34 protein-coding genes are annotated in these 20,403 nt (G+C 47.8%); 4 read left to right on the forward strand and 30 right to left on the reverse strand.

Annotated elements, in window-relative coordinates:
* Positions 1 to 26: 26 nt before the first annotated feature.
* From NST99_RS20440 to NST99_RS20575, 28 genes are all read right to left on the reverse strand, one after another.
* Positions 27 to 485 (reverse strand): ArpU family phage packaging/lysis transcriptional regulator, encoded by a 459-nt coding sequence (locus NST99_RS20440; RefSeq protein ID WP_341094054.1) that lies wholly within the window; start codon positions 483 to 485, stop codon positions 27 to 29.
* A gap of 85 nt (positions 486 to 570) precedes the next feature.
* A complete protein-coding gene (locus tag NST99_RS20445; RefSeq protein WP_341094055.1) occupies positions 571 to 900 on the reverse strand; it encodes a LexA family protein in 330 nt (109 codons plus the stop codon).
* A gap of 12 nt (positions 901 to 912) precedes the next feature.
* Complete coding sequence (locus tag NST99_RS20450) at positions 913 to 1,359, reverse strand: hypothetical protein (RefSeq protein WP_341094056.1); 447 nt, start codon at positions 1,357 to 1,359, stop codon at positions 913 to 915.
* A gap of 19 nt (positions 1,360 to 1,378) precedes the next feature.
* Positions 1,379 to 1,969 (reverse strand): HNH endonuclease signature motif containing protein, encoded by a 591-nt coding sequence (locus tag NST99_RS20455; RefSeq protein ID WP_341094057.1) that lies wholly within the window; start codon positions 1,967 to 1,969, stop codon positions 1,379 to 1,381.
* Between the two features lie 3 nt (positions 1,970 to 1,972).
* Positions 1,973 to 2,203, reverse strand: a complete 231-nt coding sequence (locus NST99_RS20460) for a hypothetical protein (protein ID WP_341094058.1) — start codon at positions 2,201 to 2,203, stop codon at positions 1,973 to 1,975.
* A gap of 2 nt (positions 2,204 to 2,205) precedes the next feature.
* On the reverse strand, positions 2,206 to 2,472 hold the full coding sequence (locus tag NST99_RS20465; RefSeq protein WP_341094059.1) for a hypothetical protein: 267 nt from the start codon (positions 2,470 to 2,472) through the stop codon (positions 2,206 to 2,208).
* Positions 2,465 to 2,665: an IDEAL domain-containing protein gene (locus NST99_RS20470; RefSeq protein ID WP_341094060.1), complete on the reverse strand. Its 201-nt coding sequence runs from the start codon at positions 2,663 to 2,665 to the stop codon at positions 2,465 to 2,467. Before NST99_RS20470 ends, NST99_RS20465 begins: the two co-directional genes overlap by 8 nt.
* A 32-nt stretch (positions 2,666 to 2,697) precedes the next feature.
* On the reverse strand, positions 2,698 to 3,483 hold the full coding sequence (locus NST99_RS20475) for a hypothetical protein (protein ID WP_341094062.1): 786 nt from the start codon (positions 3,481 to 3,483) through the stop codon (positions 2,698 to 2,700).
* 22 nt (positions 3,484 to 3,505) lie between these two features.
* Complete coding sequence (locus NST99_RS20480; RefSeq protein WP_341097708.1) at positions 3,506 to 3,919, reverse strand: RusA family crossover junction endodeoxyribonuclease; 414 nt, start codon at positions 3,917 to 3,919, stop codon at positions 3,506 to 3,508.
* 131 nt (positions 3,920 to 4,050) lie between these two features.
* Positions 4,051 to 4,254, reverse strand: a complete 204-nt coding sequence (locus NST99_RS20485) for a hypothetical protein (RefSeq protein WP_341094063.1) — start codon at positions 4,252 to 4,254, stop codon at positions 4,051 to 4,053.
* Positions 4,254 to 4,415 carry a DUF6906 family protein gene (locus NST99_RS20490; protein ID WP_341094064.1) on the reverse strand — a complete coding sequence of 54 codons (162 nt, stop codon included), beginning with the start codon at positions 4,413 to 4,415 and terminating at the stop codon, positions 4,254 to 4,256. The genes NST99_RS20485 and NST99_RS20490 overlap by 1 nt, the downstream gene beginning before the upstream one ends.
* A gap of 14 nt (positions 4,416 to 4,429) precedes the next feature.
* Positions 4,430 to 5,851 (reverse strand): replicative DNA helicase, encoded by a 1,422-nt coding sequence (dnaB, locus tag NST99_RS20495; RefSeq protein WP_341094065.1) that lies wholly within the window; start codon positions 5,849 to 5,851, stop codon positions 4,430 to 4,432.
* Entirely contained in the window at positions 5,844 to 6,188 is a 345-nt protein-coding gene (locus NST99_RS20500) for a hypothetical protein (protein ID WP_341094066.1), read from the reverse strand. The genes dnaB and NST99_RS20500 overlap by 8 nt, the downstream gene beginning before the upstream one ends.
* Positions 6,175 to 7,155 carry an HTH domain-containing protein gene (locus NST99_RS20505; protein ID WP_341094067.1) on the reverse strand — a complete coding sequence of 327 codons (981 nt, stop codon included), beginning with the start codon at positions 7,153 to 7,155 and terminating at the stop codon, positions 6,175 to 6,177. Before NST99_RS20505 ends, NST99_RS20500 begins: the two co-directional genes overlap by 14 nt.
* 51 nt (positions 7,156 to 7,206) lie before the next feature.
* The gene (locus tag NST99_RS20510) at positions 7,207 to 7,485 is read right to left on the reverse strand and encodes a hypothetical protein (protein ID WP_341094068.1); all 279 of its coding nucleotides are present in this window, start codon (positions 7,483 to 7,485) and stop codon (positions 7,207 to 7,209) included.
* Positions 7,482 to 7,688, reverse strand: coding sequence for a hypothetical protein (locus NST99_RS20515; RefSeq protein WP_341094069.1), 207 nt, complete (start codon positions 7,686 to 7,688; stop codon positions 7,482 to 7,484). Before NST99_RS20515 ends, NST99_RS20510 begins: the two co-directional genes overlap by 4 nt.
* Positions 7,689 to 7,875: 187 nt before the next feature.
* A complete protein-coding gene (locus NST99_RS20520) occupies positions 7,876 to 8,583 on the reverse strand; it encodes an MBL fold metallo-hydrolase (protein WP_341094070.1) in 708 nt (235 codons plus the stop codon).
* Positions 8,583 to 9,488, reverse strand: a complete 906-nt coding sequence (locus NST99_RS20525) for a recombinase RecT (RefSeq protein ID WP_341094072.1) — start codon at positions 9,486 to 9,488, stop codon at positions 8,583 to 8,585. Before NST99_RS20525 ends, NST99_RS20520 begins: the two co-directional genes overlap by 1 nt.
* A gap of 253 nt (positions 9,489 to 9,741) precedes the next feature.
* A complete protein-coding gene (locus NST99_RS20530) occupies positions 9,742 to 11,730 on the reverse strand; it encodes a hypothetical protein (RefSeq protein ID WP_341094073.1) in 1,989 nt (662 codons plus the stop codon).
* Positions 11,727 to 11,957, reverse strand: a complete 231-nt coding sequence (locus tag NST99_RS20535) for a hypothetical protein (protein ID WP_341094074.1) — start codon at positions 11,955 to 11,957, stop codon at positions 11,727 to 11,729. Before NST99_RS20535 ends, NST99_RS20530 begins: the two co-directional genes overlap by 4 nt.
* Before the next feature lie 105 nt (positions 11,958 to 12,062).
* The gene (locus NST99_RS20540; RefSeq protein WP_341094075.1) at positions 12,063 to 12,314 is read right to left on the reverse strand and encodes a hypothetical protein; all 252 of its coding nucleotides are present in this window, start codon (positions 12,312 to 12,314) and stop codon (positions 12,063 to 12,065) included.
* Between the two features lie 116 nt (positions 12,315 to 12,430).
* Positions 12,431 to 12,685 (reverse strand): AbrB/MazE/SpoVT family DNA-binding domain-containing protein, encoded by a 255-nt coding sequence (locus NST99_RS20545; RefSeq protein WP_341094076.1) that lies wholly within the window; start codon positions 12,683 to 12,685, stop codon positions 12,431 to 12,433.
* Positions 12,686 to 12,689: 4 nt separating this feature from the next.
* Complete coding sequence (locus NST99_RS20550; protein ID WP_341094077.1) at positions 12,690 to 12,959, reverse strand: hypothetical protein; 270 nt, start codon at positions 12,957 to 12,959, stop codon at positions 12,690 to 12,692.
* Positions 12,956 to 13,228, reverse strand: a complete 273-nt coding sequence (locus NST99_RS20555) for a hypothetical protein (RefSeq protein ID WP_341094078.1) — start codon at positions 13,226 to 13,228, stop codon at positions 12,956 to 12,958. Before NST99_RS20555 ends, NST99_RS20550 begins: the two co-directional genes overlap by 4 nt.
* Positions 13,229 to 13,237: 9 nt before the next feature.
* Positions 13,238 to 13,753, reverse strand: a complete 516-nt coding sequence (locus NST99_RS20560) for an XRE family transcriptional regulator (protein ID WP_341094079.1) — start codon at positions 13,751 to 13,753, stop codon at positions 13,238 to 13,240.
* A 129-nt stretch (positions 13,754 to 13,882) separates the two neighbouring features.
* Positions 13,883 to 14,023: a hypothetical protein gene (locus tag NST99_RS20565; protein WP_341094080.1), complete on the reverse strand. Its 141-nt coding sequence runs from the start codon at positions 14,021 to 14,023 to the stop codon at positions 13,883 to 13,885.
* Positions 14,024 to 14,035: 12 nt separating this feature from the next.
* The gene (locus tag NST99_RS20570; protein ID WP_341094081.1) at positions 14,036 to 14,176 is read right to left on the reverse strand and encodes a hypothetical protein; all 141 of its coding nucleotides are present in this window, start codon (positions 14,174 to 14,176) and stop codon (positions 14,036 to 14,038) included.
* Between the two features lie 88 nt (positions 14,177 to 14,264).
* Positions 14,265 to 14,510 (reverse strand): helix-turn-helix transcriptional regulator, encoded by a 246-nt coding sequence (locus tag NST99_RS20575; protein WP_341094082.1) that lies wholly within the window; start codon positions 14,508 to 14,510, stop codon positions 14,265 to 14,267.
* A gap of 163 nt (positions 14,511 to 14,673) precedes the next feature.
* On the opposite strand from NST99_RS20575, the gene NST99_RS20580 reads away from it, so the two are divergent.
* From NST99_RS20580 to NST99_RS20595, 4 genes are all read left to right on the forward strand, one after another.
* The gene (locus tag NST99_RS20580) at positions 14,674 to 15,018 is read left to right on the forward strand and encodes a helix-turn-helix domain-containing protein (protein ID WP_341094083.1); all 345 of its coding nucleotides are present in this window, start codon (positions 14,674 to 14,676) and stop codon (positions 15,016 to 15,018) included.
* Positions 15,019 to 15,048: 30 nt separating this feature from the next.
* Complete coding sequence (locus NST99_RS20585; RefSeq protein WP_341094084.1) at positions 15,049 to 15,774, forward strand: hypothetical protein; 726 nt, start codon at positions 15,049 to 15,051, stop codon at positions 15,772 to 15,774.
* A gap of 72 nt (positions 15,775 to 15,846) precedes the next feature.
* A complete protein-coding gene (locus NST99_RS20590) occupies positions 15,847 to 16,728 on the forward strand; it encodes an ImmA/IrrE family metallo-endopeptidase (RefSeq protein WP_341094085.1) in 882 nt (293 codons plus the stop codon).
* A gap of 15 nt (positions 16,729 to 16,743) precedes the next feature.
* Positions 16,744 to 18,387: a recombinase family protein gene (locus NST99_RS20595; protein WP_341094086.1), complete on the forward strand. Its 1,644-nt coding sequence runs from the start codon at positions 16,744 to 16,746 to the stop codon at positions 18,385 to 18,387.
* Here NST99_RS20595 and NST99_RS20600 read toward each other — a convergent pair.
* Positions 18,344 to 19,684, reverse strand: coding sequence for a YifB family Mg chelatase-like AAA ATPase (locus tag NST99_RS20600; RefSeq protein ID WP_445744977.1), 1,341 nt, complete (start codon positions 19,682 to 19,684; stop codon positions 18,344 to 18,346). The two genes, NST99_RS20595 and NST99_RS20600, sit on opposite strands and share 44 nt — an antisense overlap.
* A 193-nt stretch (positions 19,685 to 19,877) precedes the next feature.
* Positions 19,878 to 20,387, reverse strand: a complete 510-nt coding sequence (locus NST99_RS20605; RefSeq protein ID WP_341094087.1) for a phosphoesterase — start codon at positions 20,385 to 20,387, stop codon at positions 19,878 to 19,880.
* Positions 20,388 to 20,403: the final 16 nt, after the last annotated feature.

A 20,403-nucleotide genomic window follows, 5' to 3' on the forward strand; every position in this document is an offset into this window, starting at 1 on the left:
GCTTTTTTACTAGCTACTCTATATATTTATTCTATTAAAATTTCAAGGCCTAATGCACAAGCCAGTATATAAATAGCTCTGGATTTTACCCGCCGATACTTACGTTCGCTCATTCCCAGTTCGCCGCACAGTATTGAATCATACTCATCCTCATGCTCCAGGTAACGCAACTGTATGATTTCCCGCTCAGCCTTCTTAAGTCGCCCCATTGCCAGATCCAGCAGCATTGACTGTCGCTCCAGTTCCGCCTCCCTGTCTGTGTTCCATACTGCTATATTTTCCGTAGTCCGGCTAATTGCATTTGTTGATCCATGATACCGCGGCTCCGTACTGGCCGTAAGTGCCGCCTGGCGTCGTACAAATCCAATCTGTCGGTACACACGGACTGTTTCTAAGTATTCCTCCACCCTGCGACGGGTCTCTGTTTCGTCGATCGGGAGGATGTCAAAAGCCAGTTGGATTGCTAATTTGTCGCTTTTCCCCATGATAATCCCCTCACTCGTGGTATAATTCGAATGAAGGTAAGAGATTCGACCCCCGCCCCGCCAAGGTAATGGGGGTCTTCGCATATTATCGATTCTCAAAATCCGCAAGCTTTTCCCTCAGCTCCGCATTCTCCTGCAACAACCGCAGATTTTCTTCCCGCAAAGCTTCATATGACTCGAGTGAACCTCTGTCTTCTTCCCCAACTACCCGCAGTGTCCGGACCTCATTTTCTGTCTTAGTGAGATATCCTTTCCTTACAAGCTGCTCAACAAGTGAGTGAGCAGTGGAACGTGACTTTAACTGAAGGAGATCTGCCACCTCGGTAACAGATGGGGCATAGCCCTTTTGAGCGATAAAGCCTTTTATTAGTTCGAGTGTCTGTTTCTGCCTGTTCGTTAATGGCCCGCTGGTCATGACCAATTCCTCCTATCTGGATGAAGCATTCTTTTGATCCAGCTTCAAAGCTATGGCCAGTTGACACACTCTCCATCGATCACAGCCCAGCGCAGCTGCGGCGGCTCCACGCTTATGCTTAAGTTTGGGATAATGTTCAATCATCCAATTACACTCAAAATCTGAGATCCGGATATCTGTCTGAACCGAGAGCCGGTTGACTTCATGTTTCTCTGAAACTGCCGGTTCCGCAACATTCTCACGAAGCTTGTACGGGGAACGGCTGCCTTTCTTCTCCAATACTCCAATGCTCTTCAGCCGGCTCAAGGTCGAGGCTGTTGAAGTATAGCTGGTTCCGGTTGCCTTGGCCGTTCTACTCAGGTCTTCGCACAGAAGATATGCGCGCACGATTTCCGCCTGATGTTCGGTAAGCCGACCTTCCCGCAAATGCATTTCAATCAGTTCATCATCATGCTCCATTACATTAAGCTCCTTTCCATTAACTGCTGTTCCGCTTTCTTTCTCCGATTTTCTGAATAATATCGGCCAGAATCACGCCGCTCCGCGTGAGTTTAGAATCCTTTTGGATGAGTCCTCTTTTATTCATGATGGCCAACTGCCCGCGGGTAACAAGGATTAAGTTATCTGGATCGAAGTTTCGCCTGTCCCCATCTCCAAATATAATGGCATGTCCCCTCGGAACGGTGCGCCCGCAGTGCTGCTCCCAAATGATCAGGTGCTTCCCACGCCACTTATTAGGGTCGGCAATCTTGATGTCGACATAATCATCCCCGTTAACCCTCTCGGATCCTACAGGAACATAATTGTGAGGCTTATGACCCTTCTTGAATTGAGTAGCTTCACCACCGGCCCATAGCTTCTTCTTGCCTTTATTGGGTGGAATGTTGCCCGGTTTAATCCGGGCATCGATGCCGCTCTTCAAGCCGTTATTTTTGATAAAGGCTCGCATTTGCGAAGGCTGCAGCTCGACGCCGAAATTCGTATTAAATAATGCGGTTAGTTCCAAGACATACCGTCCCTGTATATGGGTACGAATATACTCCTTTTGCTCAGAAGTGAATCGAAACATCGATCATCCCTCCAGCATCTTAGGGATAGCTGTATTAGCATTCATCTTGTCGTCAGCCAGCTTTATGGCGTCCAACACCAGAGATCCGTTTGCGATAATCTGAGAAGCAACACTTGTTACTGCCTTTGCTCTACTGATCTCGTCCGCTAATTTTTCTCCGGTCAGTTCCTCATCGCTCAGTCGCTCTAATTGAGCAAATAAGTGATTATTCAGATCCCCCATAGTGTTCCTCATATTCATCCCCCTACCGATTTGAGTTCTGCACCTTCCGTTTCACCCATCGTTATCGTGGCCATGCCGTCCCAGGTTTCCCGTATCTCTCTGGCCTTTGCCGTCACTGCCGCAGCCTGCTTCGGCTGCAGGACGATCCCCATCGCTTCCTCGTAATGCTGCTGGGCCTTGGCATAGGCCCGGGAATGGACGAAGTTCATCCAGTTCCAAAATTTCGTATTCGACATCGACTTCACTTTCTGAAAAATGCGCCGGCGCTCCTGTTCATTCATGTTCCTCATCCTTCCGCTTCCCAGCCATTTCGGCCGCATAGAGCCGAAATGCTGCCTCATCCCCCTGATCAAGTGCCTGGTCGATTAACCGTCGCAGCCGTTTCTCAATGGCAGCCTCCAACACGACTTCGGCGTGAATGCTGAGCAGGGTCTCGTAATGCTCCCTAGTTAGATTGTTCAAGCCCGTTTGCATCGCCAGCTCCTCCTTTGTAAGAGAAGAGCAGCTTACGCTGCTCCTCCGCCATCCTTCATTTTTCTCTCAACCCGCTTCTTGTAGGCGCCCCACTTGGCGGATAACACAGATGGGCTAACCTCTTTCTCCTGGGCAATTTCCTTCCAGGTCTTCTTCAGATCCAAGCGCTCCTGCAGCAGCTCGGGAAATAGAATAGGTGTGCCGTCAATTTCGATGTCGTCATAAACTGGCCGATTGGTCAGAATAAAGGCTTCCAGCGCTTCCTTACTCACTTCTTCCGGAATACTTGCACCTTCGGGGTCTTGCTCTTCTTCGGAACCCTCTTCTACAACTTCGTCAGACTGGCCGTCAGATTGCTCCTCTAACCATTCCGGCTTCAATCCATCGTCACCAAGCTCTTCCTCGCTGCCTGGTTCTCCTTCTTGCTGCTCGTCACCCTCGGCCTGATCCGGCGAGCCTTCCCCTTCATCAACATCAAGCTGTTCACTGTCCGAGACTTCCTGCTGATCAAACAAATTGGCTTGATTTGGATCGTCGCCTTCCCGCTTTTCAATGTCCACCACAACACCGGAAGCATCGGTAGTCACACGGCGACCGGTTACTTCCCGGAAGATATCACCGTCATCTTCGTCAAAATCAAAGGCAGCTTGCGGATCGCCCATGAAGACATTGATCTTCTCCCCTTGATTGCTGCTTAGAAACAGGAAATTCTCCTGCATGACTCTCAGCGGAAGCAGCAGTTTAATCTCAACCTCCGTATCTCCGACCTTAATCCCCTTTGCTACCGTTGCGCTAAATTTCGCATAATCCCTAATCATTGCGATCCCGTCCCCTCTGATTTTATTGGAGTTGCTTAATTTTAATTTCAATCCGCGGCTTTGAGCTGTACCGCTTCTTAACAAATGCATCCACAACCTGACTGTCGTCCTTCCAGATGATGCCCTTCAGAGCATCCTTCACCCCTTTCAGGTAGTTGTCTGCATCCGGCTTAGTTGTTGGCAGGATTTCACCACGCTCAGCCGCTGCTGTCTTTTTCTGGCTGAAGCTCTTCGGAGTCGAACGGTAGGCTATCACTGCGATCCCAAGAGCGCCCTCCAGCAGTGCAGCCGGCGCAAACTCTCGCGCCGCCAGCCGAACGTAATCTTTGTAATCCCGGGACTTAGCCGGATCATAAGCCCGCGGGAATCCCCCGGCGGTACTGAATTTCGGCCTACCTTGTGCGACTGGCTCTCCGAGAACCGTAAACTCTATCATTCTTTCGACGCCCCCTTCTTCGCTTACGCGGAAGCATTCCAGGATCGAGTACAAACACTGTCCCAGCCAGCTGACCACCGTCACCCCATACAGAAAAGGAATGTCGCTGCTGGAAGATTGGATCAATGGGTTTACGTGTGCTTTTTGCCATCCTGTACCGCCTCCCGTTTCCGCTTGCCGATCGCAAGCTCAAATTCTGCAACGCCTTCGTCAATCTCTCCGGACTCCAGCTCCGCGAACTCTTCCAGGAGATCCATGCGCTCCGCTACTGCACCCGTGGCGATATAATGCCGGCGCAGCCAGTTATAAACGTGCCAATAATTACGCCTGCTCATTACACACCTTTTTTGATCGTCTTGGGCTTGCCCGTCTTACGACTAACCAAAACCAGTTCTTCAGGTGTGTCTCGCTCTATCAGCCAGCTTTTCGGGTCTACCCGATCAAGACCTGCCAACATTATTTTCTGTTTCCTGGTCGGCCGCTTCCCCTGTTTCATCCCGATCCTCTCCTTCAAGCCCATTTTCGCTTGTCCATATTTTTTAGATTCCCCGCAGGCGGCTGTGGTTGGTCCGTTTGCGCCTGCTCATAGTTGACAAATTTATTGAAATTCTTCATGAAGACAAGTTCGACGGTCCCCACCGGGCCGTTACGTTGCTTGGCAATGATGACCTCAATGATGTTCTTTTTTTCAGTTCCTTTGTCGTAATAATCGTCGCGGTAGAGGAACGCTACGATGTCGGCATCCTGCTCAATCGCGCCTGACTCCCGAAGGTCGCTCATCATTGGACGCTTGTCCTGACGCTGCTCAACTCCACGGCTGAGCTGAGATAGTGCGATGACTGGCACCTCAAGCTCCCGGGCGATTTGCTTCAGGGTTCGGCTGATTTGGGATACCTCCTCCTGTCGATTGGTTCCTCGCTGTCCGCGCCCCTGAATGAGCTGCAAATAGTCGATGACGATCAGGTCGAGGCCCTTTTCCTTCTTCAACCTCCGACACTTGGCGCGGATATCATTCACCGTAATACCTGGCGTATCATCAATGTGAAGATCTGCCTCGGAAAGTGCACTGACAGCTAAAGCCATGCGCTCCCAGTCATCTTCCTCAAAGCGTCCTGTCCTCATGCGGCTTGCATCGATCTGAGCTTCAGCACAGATCATTCTCTGAACAAGTTGCGCAGCGCTCATCTCCAAGCTGAAAATAGCAACATTCTCCTTCGCCCGTACTCCGACATTTTGAGCAATATTCAGTGCAAACGCCGTTTTACCGACTGATGGCCGTGCTGCCACGATTATTAAGTCGTTTTTCTGGAAGCCGGCAGTCATCTTATCCAGGTCTGCGAAGCCGGACTCAATACCTGTGATGCCGCGGTTTATGTCTCGGACATTGTACCGTTGCTCAGCCTCTTCCCAGACTTGCATTAACACATCCTTGATTCCAACAAACTCACGCACTGGAACTGTCTGGTCAGAAAGCTTGGATACAGCCGTCTCAGCCATTGCCACAAAGCCTTTTACATCCTGTTCTTCACCAGCGTTCTGGAGCAAATCGAGGGCTACATCAATCGCTTGGCGCCGCAGGAACATCTCCTGCACCCGCTCGGCGTAGTAAGCAACATTGGCTGTTGTTGGCACCGCATGCGCCATCTTGGCCAGATAACTAACCCCGCCGACCTTATCAAGTTCCTCGCTGTCCTGGAGTTGAGAGGTTAAGCTGACCAAATCTATCGGCTGACCGGCATCACTGAGACGACGCATCGCCCTGTATATCCGGGCGTGTCCGCCATCGCTAAACTCGCCACCCTGCAGGATATCTGCTACAGCATCATAGGCAGCTTGGTTGAGCATGACAGCACCCAACACTGCCTGCTCAGCCTGCAGATCGACCGGCATTTCAATTCCCGTCACCGCTAGAAAGGCGTCACGATCAAGCATCCGTTTCACCTCGAAGCTTCTTTCTCATAACTTCCCAGTAACCCTCAGGTGGTGGTTTATCGCTAGAACTCCACTCATCGAGATTGGCAAAATGTTGTGCAGCAGCTTCCTTGCTGCGCTGGCTATCTTGCAAATCACCCAACCGACCACGAATATTTGCAATCTTGGGCTCTACCGTTTCAGTCAGAATATAGCGATCAATATTCTCCTGGGCTGTTTCTGCCGGAAAATCTTTGAGATATTTATAATCTGCTTTCACCTTTTCGACAGAAGCATCAAAAAACGGGAAATGCTTCTTGATCTCTCGGTAAAGCTGAGCAATTTCAACCACTTCCACGCTTTTTCTCCTCCTCGATGAACTTTTCAAGCTCGTCGATCTCTTGTTGCCGGTGGCTTTTCCGACGCTCTCTTGAGACTCCCAGGGCGACTGTTCCCCGCTGTGAAGGCGCGGGGGGAGTTAGGTACCGCTCAAGAAATGAGGACAATTCATCCCAGCAGCCATAAATCACGGTTTTGCAATACGAGAACGTCCGGATCTTGTCCGAAGGTCTCCTCCGTTTAGCTTTCTTCCGGGCAATTGCCAGATCGATGAAAAAGTATACGAGATCCAGCGGCATGGCCTCGTTCGCAATCTCACGAACATGTTCCCAATCGGTAGGAACGGGACTGAGTAGCCCGTTGCGCTGCATGTAATACTTCTCGATTTGAAGGACACGCTGTTCGACTGTCGGTTTATCAAAGTCTATTTTGCCTGTGGAGACGGCACCCACAGCGGTGGAAAGAACCCCGGACCTTGAACTCAACTCTTTTTGATCATCTTCTTCCAAGCCATCAATCCATCTATCAATCAAAGTCTTTATAATATCTTTATTAGATCGGCAGTTTTCTGCCGCGTGATCGGCAATATTCTGCCTATCACTATCATTCAGAGTGGCAACATTCTGCCGATCTCCAATATCAGAGTGGAAGTTTTCTGCCGATCTGTTTTGATACTTTTTAGAGTTCTTAACACTGAAAATGAGGCCATATGGTGCTCTTGTCACTCGTATGTAACCATAATCCTCGAGTGTTTTGATCCAAGAACGGATAGTGCGGTTGCTTACCTCAAAGGTCTCTTCAAGCTCATTAATCCGGATAGGCTTGTTCCCGAGGACGATGCCCCAGACAGTTCCCTCTCTCTCCTTCTCCGCTGTCGTGGAGCTTATACACCACAGGAAAAGCCATATCGCGCTGCCTATTTGTTTGTAATGTTGTGGCTGCAAAAGCCCTGAGTATGTTGGAAACGGGTAACTGCCTTCGGGCATTCAATCATCCCCTGCCTAATATTGCGAATGGTTCTATATAGCGTGTAAGGATTAGGTCCTAATTACACCATTGACATGTACTTTAAATTTGCCGTTCAGACCGTGAAGCTCCAGCATTCCAGATTGCAGTCCTTGGCCAAAAGTCGTCATTACCTCGTTGATCATATCTGGAATGTGTTCTGGCTTACTCACAATGGCCACCTGAGCCCCAAGTGAATACGACAAGGCTTTTAAATATTCAATGATACCGTCAGGCCCTTGTTTGTATGCGTCCTCCAGTGATGATTCCAACTGATCGAATAAGACCTTTCTACTATCCAGTTCGTTCATATGGCGCGCTCCCTCTTCGTTTTTTCTTTCCAGCTCTTATCTCCCAGGCATTGTCCCCAAGAGACTTCGTAATGCCGTCGTCCTCGTACAAATGAGACGAATAATCCAGTGGCCCGTTCGTAGTACATTCCATTGAGTTCTGGAGCCTTTGGTTTCGGTGAATCAATAAGCGCAAATAGATCAAGTTGCTGCACCGCGTTCATTGTTCAGGCCCCCTATCGTCTTGAATGTAAATATAGGGATAGGCTGCTTTGATCACCCGAAAGCCAGGATTGCCTCGAGCGTAATAATCTCGCACCTCTCTTTTGAATGCCTCTTCATCGACTGGGCGTAAGGCCCATAACCGCTCGCCTATCATGCTTTTCCAAATACGCTCTCCGAGTGGACCGTTCATCGGTAGGCCACCTGGACGACTGCTCCAGTAAGCTCCATGATCTTGCGTTTGAACAGCTCAGCGTCACTATTGCCGTCAGACAAATGGAGCAGCCAAATCTCCTCCACACCGCGGGTATCATTGGCTTTCAGAAAATCCTTTACATGCTCCAGGCTGAAATGAGAGCGGAGCAGCCGCTTTTTCTGCGCTGGATGAAGCTCACCCGCCAGTACCCGGCGATTTACGATGTCAATGGAATAATTGCACTCAATCATAATGTGGGTGAGTCTTTGGAACTTGTACCGGCAGTAATAGCTATCCGTCAGGAAGAGAAGCTTATCGCCGTCCTGATTCGCCAGCAGCCAGCCCAGCGGCTCCGCTGCGTCGTGCTCTACGCCGAAACCCATGATTATCCAAGTGCCAAGCGTGAACGGCTCCAGCACCACCACGGCGCGCAGGCGGTGCCCGGACAAGCCAAGTGCATCCGCCGTCCCGCGGCTGGTATACACTGGGATACCGGCGCGCATGATGTCCGCCGCCGCCCGGCTGTGATCGCCGTGCTCGTGTGTAATCAGGCACCCGGCAATGTCCGTCATTCGGAACTGCAAGGCCCGCTGAATCGACTTATAAGGAAAACCGGCTTCAAGCAGGAGCGCGGTGTGGCCGTCCGATATTCGGTAGGCATTACCGGCGCTGCTGGAGCCGAGGCTTTGGATGTCTATCATTAAAAATCCAACTCTTGTTCCTTAGGAGGAACATCTGCAGCAAAACCATGAGGGTCATCGACAGGTTGCTTTGTACGTGGTGCCGGCTGTTGTTTCGTTGAAGGTGGAGTAGCATCCGGTTTGATATCAATCACTTCTCTGTTCGCATGCTCTGCAATCTCTAATTTGACTTCTTCAGTAGTCACATCAACACGCTCGTCATACTCGTTTTCTGTCGACCGATAAATGGCATCGACCAACAGATCACTATCATCACTCGTATTGATGTAAGCCTTGGCCGCGCGATTGATCACCGTCCGCTTCGCCATTTCCTGCGGAAACTTTTTGTGTACGGCTTGTCCTGTTTTGGACTGACTCCAGGAGGCATCAATTTCCTTTCGAGTCATAACCGTAAGGATTTCTTCATCTTCGAGCGTTTTGACCACGGCGTAGGCTCCCAGCATCTCATTGTCCCGATTTTCAAAATTGGTTTCGTGCTTGACCAATTTTTCGCGTCCGCCAGCAACTTCATACTCAAATACATCACCCTTATAAATCACGTTTGCCCAAATATCCTTTACGTTGGACAAACGTTTAAGCACAGCCTGTGTCCCAAAATAGGAGCGATTAAGCTGAAGCTTGCTGCCGTACACGATAAAGTAACATTGTGTCTTGGCCGGGGTTAGACCTTGCACAACCATATCTAGCAACGCATTTGCGACAGATTCCCGCGTACATACCTCCAGCGCAGGCTTGCCATTCTTATCCTGTACCTCCTGGAGCTTGAAGAAGGCGCTTTTTAGCGCATTGCTCGCATTGTAATTCAGAGGCAAGATCAACCCGTCATCCTGCAACCGTGTAAGGCTCCGATTAACATCATCGGTGATGTCCTTTTGAATAATTGTCACTTGATTACCTGTACTCAATCAAATCGCCTCCTGTGTATTAATCGCAGTATGACCGGTTGCAATGAGGGCAACCCGTAACCAATTCAGAGCCGGCCTTTTCGACCGTGATTCCGCTTGTATACGTACCCCCATTCCATCCAGTGCGTTCGAACGAAGCATAGATGTTTCTATGACAGCTCCAGCAGTTACCTGACTCTGGGGCAAAGTGTGGCGCTTGATTTTCTTGACAGTATTTTTTCTGTGCTATGATGCTTTTCTGTACGTCGAACAATTAAATCGCCTCCTGTATAGATACCGTCTCAATGCGTAGCTTCTTATCTGCTTCACTTACAACCAGGCGGATCACCTGGGCATCCGTTCCGATCAGCTTGGTTACTGCCTCAGCGTTATCAACAAAGATCGGAGCTGAGAATCCGTAATGAGTGCTCAGCGTGTTGATGATATCCAAGCCGACATTAATCCGGGCGGCATTATTCAGCCCGCCTTCGTACGGTACTCCCTTGTAGAGCGTGTCGCATGTCTCTTTAAGCCCACCGTTTACCTGTTCCTCGAACAACCGGAACCGGGCAAGCTTGAACTTGCTGTTGATTTTGGCATCCAGCAGATTGACCTTAGTGCGGGTGAACTCTTCACAAAGGAACAGTTCGTGCTGCAGGCGCTCATATTCAGCGGCCAGGCTACTCTCCTGCTGCTCCAGCTCCGTGATACGCTGCTGCGCCCGCCGGATGCCATCGAATTTGGCCAAATCATGCTCTAAGTCTGCAACTTCCTGCCGGAGCCGTGTGATCTCTTCCCTGACGTTTGAAGCGGCGGCTTGGCTGGATTGGCGCAGTTCTGTAATCTCTTGCTGGAGTCGGGCAGCTTCCGCTTGCTTGCCGGCATATTCCGGATCGGCAGCCGGGTCTTTCACGCCTGCGCGCAGTTCGCTCAGCTCCGTTTCAGCGGCACTGATCTCTCCCTGCAGGGTGGCAAGTGCATCACTTAATTGATCAATCTCACCCTGTAGCCGAACGGTCTCCTGTTCAAATTTCTCAGCATCAGCAACCGCTGCTTTCCCGTCAGCATTAATCCGGGCCTTGCGTTCAGACAAGCGCTGGTTATGGTCGGCCAACGCCTTGTCATGAGCAGCTTGTACCTGTTCCGCTGGCAGAGCCTGGCCACAGGTCGGGCAGCTTTCATCATGGTGATGTTCAAAGACTTCTTCTTTTAATGCTGCAAAGTCAGCCCGGAGACGTTCAGCTTCCTGCCGGCGCCCTGCCGCCATCCGTTCGTTTTGTTTGATACGCTGCTGCTTGTCCTCCACCGTCCGACGGTATTTATCCATCTCCAGATGGAGCCGATTAACTTCATCACGTTTGATGGCCACTTGATCCAGCACAGCCGACTGTAGACGGTTTTTAATGTCCAACAGCTCGGCGTCGATTTCCCGAAGCCGCTTTTCCTTTACCGAAACCTCCCCCCCGGAGAGGATACGAGAGACTTTCGCCTCCCGTGCTTCAATGCGACCACGCAGCGTGGCGATGTCTTCCCGGAGCGATTCCTCATCCAATCCAGCGACATCTGGCATCTGCCGCTGAACTTCGCTGATCCGCACCGGCAGCTCCTTAATCTCCTTGTTAATGGCGGCACTGCGGGCGGCCACTATCTTTTTATGGGCTTCCATCTCCCGCCCTGCCAGGATTGCAGGCAGCTCGGCCAGCAAGTGGTTGTCGTGAATGACCTCAGCATCCGTAAGATCGCCGGAAACCTCCAGCAGCACCTTGCGGCGTTCCTCCTTCTTCAACACTCCATTGAAATATGAAGGGCTGGTTAGCAACCTGAACAAATCTTCCTTGATGATGGTGTCGGCCTCAGCCTGGAACTCCCGCATGCTGAGTGGAACGCCATCAACATAATACGTAGTAGTGTGACCCTCAAAACTCTCAACTGGCGCGCCACGTTTCTTCGTCCACTTCTCGGCGTACACCCTCCGGAATATCCGCCGGGTGCCATCCACCAGGAGCGAGCCTTCAATTTCGTGCTCCAGTTTGTGCTGCTGAACCATGCCGACCAAATTCAGCTCTTTAATCTCGAATTTCTGTTCTGTGCGATTCTCGCTGTCCTTACCGAACAGGAGCCACAAGAAACCGTCGAATATCGTGGTCTTGCCTGTGGCGTTATCTCCAAAAATGTCAATATCCCGACCATTGGCCGGAACATCAAATTCCTTGATTCCTTTGAAATTACGGAGCGTCAAGCGCTCCAGAACGATACGTTTCAAGCGATTCCCTCCTTAGCTGCCGGAGTAACCGGCTGCGGGTATTTGATGCTATCCAGATAAGAGCGGATAGCATACTCCACTTCTGCAAGCTGATCAGGATCGGCATGCAGTTGGAATGTTCCGGATTGTTGCCGGATAGTAAGCACCGACGGAGAGTAATTAGTAGGAGGTTTAATTCCAACCTCGATGCGCTGACCACTGATGTCAGCAGAAAAGGCAGTTGACATTCCAAACACTTCCTCTTGTGTAATGCGCCCCCACCTGCTAAAATGGGGGCGAGAATATATTCAATTGTCAAAGAACTAAGATGGCCGCCTGCCCGCGGTCATTTTTTATTTTTCTAATAAGGGAGTAGGAGCATCGTGCTCAACAATGTTTTTCCAGTCAAGTATGACTGGTGCATTCTCCACGCTTGCGATTAAGTCACCATTTTCATCTTCAACATGAAATTCGGAATGAACATGCTCTTCGTAATTCACACCAACCTGCCGGATCTCAATTACTTCCCGGCCATCCACTTCCGTACCAACTTCAAAAATACGAGTCGGATTACTTACCACTGTCAATCTCTGAATGACTTGCATACGCTGCCTCCTTTCATATGTACTTGATGCGTCAGCCGCATCTTGGAATACCGGAGGGAGGAAGGTTACTTCTAAGCTCCGATACTCCAAGACAGGGGCCGAAGCCCTTGCTTGTCCTACTGAATGCCAGCAGCGGCTGCCATTTGCTGAATGATCGCGCGGCTGTAAAGCTTCCCTTCAAACGGAACCAAATCTTCTTGGCTTCCAGTGATCGCGCAGCCCGGCACATATTTGCGGAAGATAATCTTGTCGTCGTCAACAAAAATCTCCACAGGGTCCTTTATCTCCAAGTTCATAGTGCGACGTAATTCAATCGGGATCACTATACGTCCAAGCTCGTCAATTTTGCGTACAATTCCAGTAGATTTCATATAGTTAAGCCTCCGGAGAATTTATTTTTTGGTAGTGTTCTGTAAAGGCGCTTTGAATCTCTGAAGGTAGATTTCCGGTGACCTCGTCCCATGTTTCATAAGTAGCTTGGGCAATATCCCGTTTCCGCTCCAGCTCCAGAACCTCAAAGCGAGTTGATAATAGAGAATAAAGTGATTCGCGGAACAGTCTTTCTGCGGCGACCTTTTCATCGCTTACCTGTTTAAAACGTTCAGCCAGTGCCTGACCAAAGTTTCTTATCTGCTGCTCCGTCACGCCGCCCCCTCCTTGCGCTTTTCACGCTTCGGGGTTAAAATGGACATCAAGAGATTCTCTAACCGAGATTTCAAACCAAGTGACTGCCCCGCCAGGCGGTCATTTTTCATTTCCATTTCCGCAAATCGAATCATGTTATTCAGATATTCCTCTGCGTTTTCAACCTTTCCGGGCAACATCCTTTCCGGGTTCTTCCGGATCATCTGCAGGTTATGTACTGCATGTTGACCTGCTTCCCTTGCCTCAGCAACCAACTGCTCTCTTTCCAAAGTAATCCCTCATTTCAAGTATCTTTTTGATTTCAATTCCGCTCGGTGCTCATTCCACAACCCAGTGTAGGAAAAATCATATTTGCGGCAAAGAACCGCAGTATTATGGGAAAGAGCTGTTATCGCCTCAAGCTGTTCCATGATTCCATTTTTGATTTGCTCCCGATCACTGCGAGTAAGCTGTTCAAGACTCTTTGTAATCGGGAGTTTCAACAATGCTTGTAGAGCTTCCTGAACCTCTTCTATCGTTTTGATATGGGTTGAACTGGGATGTAGATCAACGTTATCAAGCCAAGGAACTGACGCACCACCGGTCACTTCAGCAGCAGCTGCAAGATAAAGTTGTCCATCATCGTAGTGCTGAGCTGCCGCTTTCATCACTGGTTTTGAAGCTTTGCGGGTTCCTTTTACAATTTTCCCGATTTGAGAAGCATCGACGTTAACTACTTTTCCAGCGCTATGCCGGTTTTCTCCAGCGCGTTTAAGCACTTCTTGTAGTGCTGGTCCAAATTGTCCGATTGCCAATTGATTTCGCTCTCCTTTGTCCGTTTTATGGGATGCTATCGGACAGAGGCATGATGTATGATGTTGTTAAGCAAATCCCCTTGCCGTATCCCCCACCCGCCGTTGCCGGTACAGCTCGGCGGGTTTCTCTCATGCGGTATCCCGCTCATTCTGCACTTCCTCTGGTCGATTCGGAAGCGGTGCCTCCTTAACGATCTGTAAAGCTTTGACCATTTTGCTCATGTCCGGCTCATAGGTAGCTGTGTATTCGATACCTTTTGGATTCTCCACACCAGTCCCCCCTTATTTGATTTTGATAAGCACATACCGGGAGTAGCCTTGGCCATGTTCCCGGTAATCAAGAGTCCAACCCTGCGCAATCAGTTGGTTAACTTCTTCGACCTTCCGTGTTTCCTTAATTTCACGAATATCTTTAATTTCCAAAATGGTTCACCCCCCTCGCTGATTAACTTAATGGTTGTTGTCCATATCACATTTAGGAAGAGGTGAGCGTTCTTAGTTTTACTTGTCCTTACCCCACCTCCTTATCTGAGATTTCTTCCTCTGTACACTGAAATTGTACTTTCAGGCCAGAAAAAAGTGTGTTTATGTCCTCTTTAAGAATTTCAGATACCTTGAACGCATCCGAAAGTGAAGGATTTGAATAACCGTTCTCCCAGTTACTTACACTTGCTTTTGAATAACCCATCAATTCTGCAAGTCCCTCCTGAGTGAAACCCTTCCTCTTTCGAGCCTGTGTCAAGGATTCATTTCTCATGTCCTCACCTCATTTGTACACTAACCTTGTACTTGTGAGTTGATTATAAAGTACAAGTTTAGTGTATGTCAACATACAAATACAAGTTTCATGTACTTTATTTATTTTCAAAGATTATAAATGTACAATATACTTGTACTTTTCATTTAGGGGAGGGCTAATATTGTTCCGAGGAGATCGACTTACCAAATGGAGGAAGATAAGAAAACTAACTCAAGAGGAACTTGCCTTAAAAATTAAAATGACAAAATCGGCAATAAGTAACTATGAAAATGGACACAGCAGCCCATCAGATGAAACTCTTGTTGCGTTAGCTGATACCCTTGATGTTGATACCGATTATTTATTGGGTAGAAGGGATATACCAAAATTCGAAACAAACATGTCCTTTTACGGCGGCCCTGACAAATACACTCCGGATGAACTTGACGAAATGGAAGCAGCTTTAATACGTTATCGGGAAATGAAAGAACGTGCTGCAGAACAAGCCAAAAAACAGAATGAATAAGCAAATCCCTCAGCCGATGAGGAAATGACATTGGAGCATTTAATAATGGGTTACGCTTTTCTAATACTAGGTCTCATAGGCTTTCTATCAGCTTGTGTTATGGGATCGGTGGCACTGTATAAAAAGAAAAATAACGCAAAAAAAAGATTTTTTCTTGCATTACTGTTCCTTGCATTATTTTTTATAGGGGCGTACGAGATTGGTTCTTCTCAGAATGATAAAACAATTGAAGAAGCACAAGAAGATGTCTCCTCAAAAGAAGATGGCTCAAGACAAATAGATGCTACATCGGATGAAATAAATCAAGAGCAACTAAACTATTTAATTGGAGTCAGCCCTACCGAATTCACATCAGCATTCAACACGATAACGGATGGTTATAAAACTGATTTTCTACACATAACCAGTCTGAAAATGGAATCAAAAGCATTTAACTATACCTTCACTGAGCATATAAGCATGGTTGGGACATTAAATTCAGAAAAGAAAATAGAAGAAGTTATGTTAATAGCAGATAAGGGCTTTAGCGAAGAAAATAGTGAAAATCTATTGACGGCCATTATGACATTAATAATGACTTCAAATATTACTTACAATTATGAAGATGCACAGGGCATTTTGAAAGATATCAGGCTCCTAGAAGATGATATAAACCTTCAAGACTTTGATGGAGCCACAGTTAGAGATGGTCTTAAATATAGGTTTAAAATCGAAGACAATAACCTTTCAACATTCAACATAAGAGCATCACAATAATACTTCAAGCCAGCAATGGCTTTTCTTTTAACACAAAAATAGAACATATGTACGTGTACAGGAGGTAGAAACATGGATTTTTGCAAATACTTTAAAACCCCTATGGAACAATGGATCGAGGAGCAGTACCGAGCTAATGGCGTTCTTAAACCACTAGATCTTGATATAGACAGGATCGCTATGATTTTCGGTGTAGATATCGTTTATTGCGACAATAGCCCATTTAGTGAGAATGAGGATAAAGTCATTTTTATTGACAGGCGCGATGACTACATAGAGCAGCGAAAAATCTTTTTTCACGAGCTTTGTCATGTCATCCGTCACTCTGGTGATCAACGTTGGATGCCAGAATTGTTTCGCGAAGCCCAAGAGAACGACGCAAACCGATTCGCGCTTTATGCAATGATACCGTTCTTTATGATTGAACAGCTGCAACTGCCAGCGAACAGAAGTGAGGTGATTAGCTTACTGGTCAGTGAATTCCAAATTCATCTGGATTTTGCTAAGCTGCGCCTCAAACAAGTTGAAGATCGAATAACCGAGTCAAAATTCTTATCAACCTATACATACACCAGCGTTACTCCGCCTAGTCTAGAGGCAACCATTCTCGAATCCCCTGTTACAGGCCTCGATTACCTTCAGCAGCCTCGTATTCATTCGTTGTATGGTTCAGACAATCTCTCCCGCCCAGAGGCTCTGGTAATCGAGCAGCGTCAGGGTTTCAACTGGAACGAGCCATTACTTCTCAATATGGAGCGACACTATAAGCTTCATAATTCGTCCTTCTATCGATCCAGACATGATGCTACTGTTCTGCCGGGTGACCTTTCACTCCCACCAAATCAAAGAGGGTATGTGACAATAAACTTATCCCGTGTTGCCTGGCGTCATGGTCAAACAGTAACCCGATTGATTTTACCAATGGAAGCTGTCGATGACGCTTTAAATTATTAATGGGAGGAAGTATGAATGCTTAATTTTACAAATGTATTGCATGAGAAAGATGTTGTTGTTTATGCCCGTGTATCTTCAGATGATCAGCAGGAACGAGAAACCATTGAAAATCAAATAGAATTTGCTCAGAAATATGGTGAGTTACATAAATTGAATATCGTGGGCTGGTACAAAGATGATGGAGTTACCGGCACAATTGGCCTAGAACAGCGTGAGGACGGAAAACAGCTGCTGGAGGATGCCAAGTCAGGCCGTTTCAAAACCGTGCTCATCTACAACATGAAGCGTCTTGGCCGAAAGGCACGCGTCACACTTGATGCCATTTACCAGCTCGAAGAACATGGTGTTAAAATCAAAAGTATGACTGAACCCTTTGATACTGGCGACCCAATGGGGCGATTCATTATAACCGTTTTAGCCGGTCAAGCTGAGTTTGACCGTGACACCCTCCTCGACACATTATGGCATGGAGCGAATCGTCATGCTCGATTAGGGAAATGGCTTGGTGGAATTGTCCCCTTTGGGTACCGAGTCAATGAAGAAAGATTTCTTGAAGTTAATGAAGAGCCTCTTCCTGGAAAACTAGATTTGTCTGAAGCAAGTATTATCAGACTGATGTACCATCTAGTAGCTAATGAAAAAATGTCAACAGTTAAAGTTGCTGATTATTTTAATTCGCTGCGAATCCCGCCCTCATATGTTGTTCATGGTCGGAAAGTAACAAAAGGTAAGCGCAAAGAAAACACTGCCGGAGTATGGAGCCCCTCACGAATCAGGAACATGATTGTTAATCCAACTTACAAAGGCATCCATGAATACGGAAGACGAGCGACTAGAGAAAGAGAACTAATCGTGCGTGAGGTGGCTTCAATTGTATCTGTAGAAACCTGGGAACGAGCTCAACAAGCTTTAAGGAATAATCAAATTGAAGCTTTCCGAAATCAGACCAGATTCTACTTATTACGTGGGGTTATTAAATGCGGATGCTGCGGCTTGACATATTATGGCGGCGCCTTTAATGGACCTAAAAGGAAACAAAAAGCTTATTATATGTGCGGCGGAAAGACCGCTTATAAGGGACCTCTTCAGGGCAAATGTTATTCCAAAAATATTCCTGCAGAATGGATCGAGGACTTGGCTTGGCAAGAATGCCTTCGTTTTATTAAGAATCCAGGGGAAGCTTTAAAAGAACTCGAAACAGGAATGTATACAAGAAAAACTTTTAGGACTAAATATATCGAGGAAAAAGCAATGATCCTAAAAAGAATACAGGAAAAAGAACCGGAGAGACAAAGTATCCTTTCCCTTTATCGCCAGAAGATGATTAAAGCAATCGACGTTGAAAAGCAACTACAAGATATTTTGTCGGAAACCGTAGCATTAGAATACCGCGTTAAGGAACTTGATAAATTAATGGAAGCAGAGCAAGACCTGGCTTACCAATTTGATTCAGCTGAAGAGCTCCTATCCGAATTAAGAGCGAAAATAGAAAATGATATTACTTTTGAAACGAAACGTGAAATAGTGAAAACACTCGTTGAAGAAATCATTGTGGAGACGATTGAGCCATTAGAGGGAGGACGCAAAAAAGCGATTGTGAATATTCGTTATTCATTTAATAAATCCAGAGGTGTTCTACACACGGGCAAGGATTCATAGAGCAGGCCAGCAAAAATTGGGCAGGAAAGGTAAATGCAGCGCGGGCACGGCTGATCGTCACTACCCGGTCCTCCAAGGGCTGCCTCAGAACCTCTAGTACATTGCGCGAGAATTCCGGCAGCTCATCCAGAAAGAGAATACCGCGATGGGCTAAGCTGACCTCCCCCGGCTTGGGAATCCCTCCACCGCCAATAAGCCCTGCCGCAGAGATGGTATGATGGGGCGAACGGAACGGGCGCCCCCGCAGCAGCCCGCTGTGGGCATCCTTAAGCTTGCCCGCCGCGCTGAAAATTTTGGTCACCTCCAGAGATTCACTGTCATTCAGCGGTGGTAGAATACTAGGAAGCCGTTTGATGAGCATCGTTTTCCCCGTTCCCGGTGGCCCCATCAGGATAATATTGTGCATCCCCGCCGCCGCAATGGTTAAAGCCCGCTTCACATGATTTTGCCCTAGAACATCACTGTAATCCTCCAGCATACCGTTGTCTTCAGTTATGGCAGATCCTTCATATATCACTGCCGGTATATATTTCAGATGATCCAGCGTAAGCGCCATGACCGGAGGACGCTCGCTGTTCGCAAGACCGCTGCTGACAGAAACCGGAAACGGCAGCGAATTTTGCAGGACATCCTCCTTTGTCACAGCTTCAGCTTCAGCAACAGCCAATCCTATGGGCAGAGAAGATTTAGTTTTGACTGAGCCACCCGATTCATCAACAGCCATTGTATTCACACTTACTATTTGCTCTACCTCGCTTCTCCTTGCGATGTCCGCCATGTTCATTACCGATTCGTGCTCAGGCTGCGGCAGCTGCCCCAAATGCTCTATCGCATACACTGTAATCCCGCTAATTAAAGCAGCTTCAGCAGCATTGCCCAATGGCACCAATACAGCACGGAATCCGGCGCGACGCGCTGCTTCTACCATCGGCAGCACACCTGTCACAGGGCGCAGGCTGCCGTCGAGCGCAAGTTCGCCGATCAGCAGCAGCTTTTCTGCCTCAGGCATCACCAGTTGGCCGCTTGTCGTCAGAATGCCCAGGGCAATAGCCAGATCGAATGCCGAACCTTCCTTACGCAGATCAGCGGGGGCTAAATTGACCGTAACACGCTGTTGAGGGTAACGATAACCGCAGTTTTTGACCGCCGCACGCACTCTTTCCACAGCTTCACGAATAGCAGAATCAGGCAATCCAATGATATTCGTCTGTGGTAAACCGTTGGCCAGATCAATTTCAACACCGATCATCACACCCTCAATCCCATACAGGCAGGCGCTGTGCATTTTTCCATACATAAAAAAACACCTCTTCTCCTGAAATACGCCAAAAATAAGCGTTGTCGTTTCAAGAAAAAGGGTGCTTCCTCATTTTCCGAGATTATATTATAACCAGTATACAAATGATCTGCAGCCGTGCGCAATAGCTGAACGGGAGATCATCCTCCAGTTATTTGCACAAATGTGAAAGAGCATTTAAAAAGGTGATGAATTAACCCTCTTCATTTACCACCACAGCATCCGTAATTTGCTCAAAAGAGAGCGGTTTGTAGCCCCAATGCTCCACACAAATATTAAAATGATTGTTTCCTTCATATTTCTGTCCATGAATATGACCATGCACATTCACGTAAGGCATATGTTTGTTCATATACATCGGTTCATGTGAAAGAAAGAAGAAATCCTTGTAGATCATCGGGTATTCACTAACCTCGTCGAAGCCCGAATCCAGCCACCATTTGCGGCTTCGCCCGCGGTCATGATTGCCGAGAATCAGTATCTTGTAGCCGTTCAGTGAAGATACTATTCCCGTCGTCGCTTCCAGGTTCATAAATGAGAAATCCCCAAGATGAAATACCGTATCCCCTTCCCCCACCACGGAATTCCAGTTCTCGATCATCGTCCGGTTCATCTCTTCCACACCACTGAAGGGACGGGACTCAAAATCAATAATCAGCTTATGCCCAAAATGGTGGTCTGAGGTAAAAAATACTTTAGACATTCGCGTACACCCAACT

Source organism: Paenibacillus sp. FSL L8-0470, from assembly GCF_038008625.1.
Lineage (GTDB): Bacteria > Bacillota > Bacilli > Paenibacillales > Paenibacillaceae > Paenibacillus_AQ.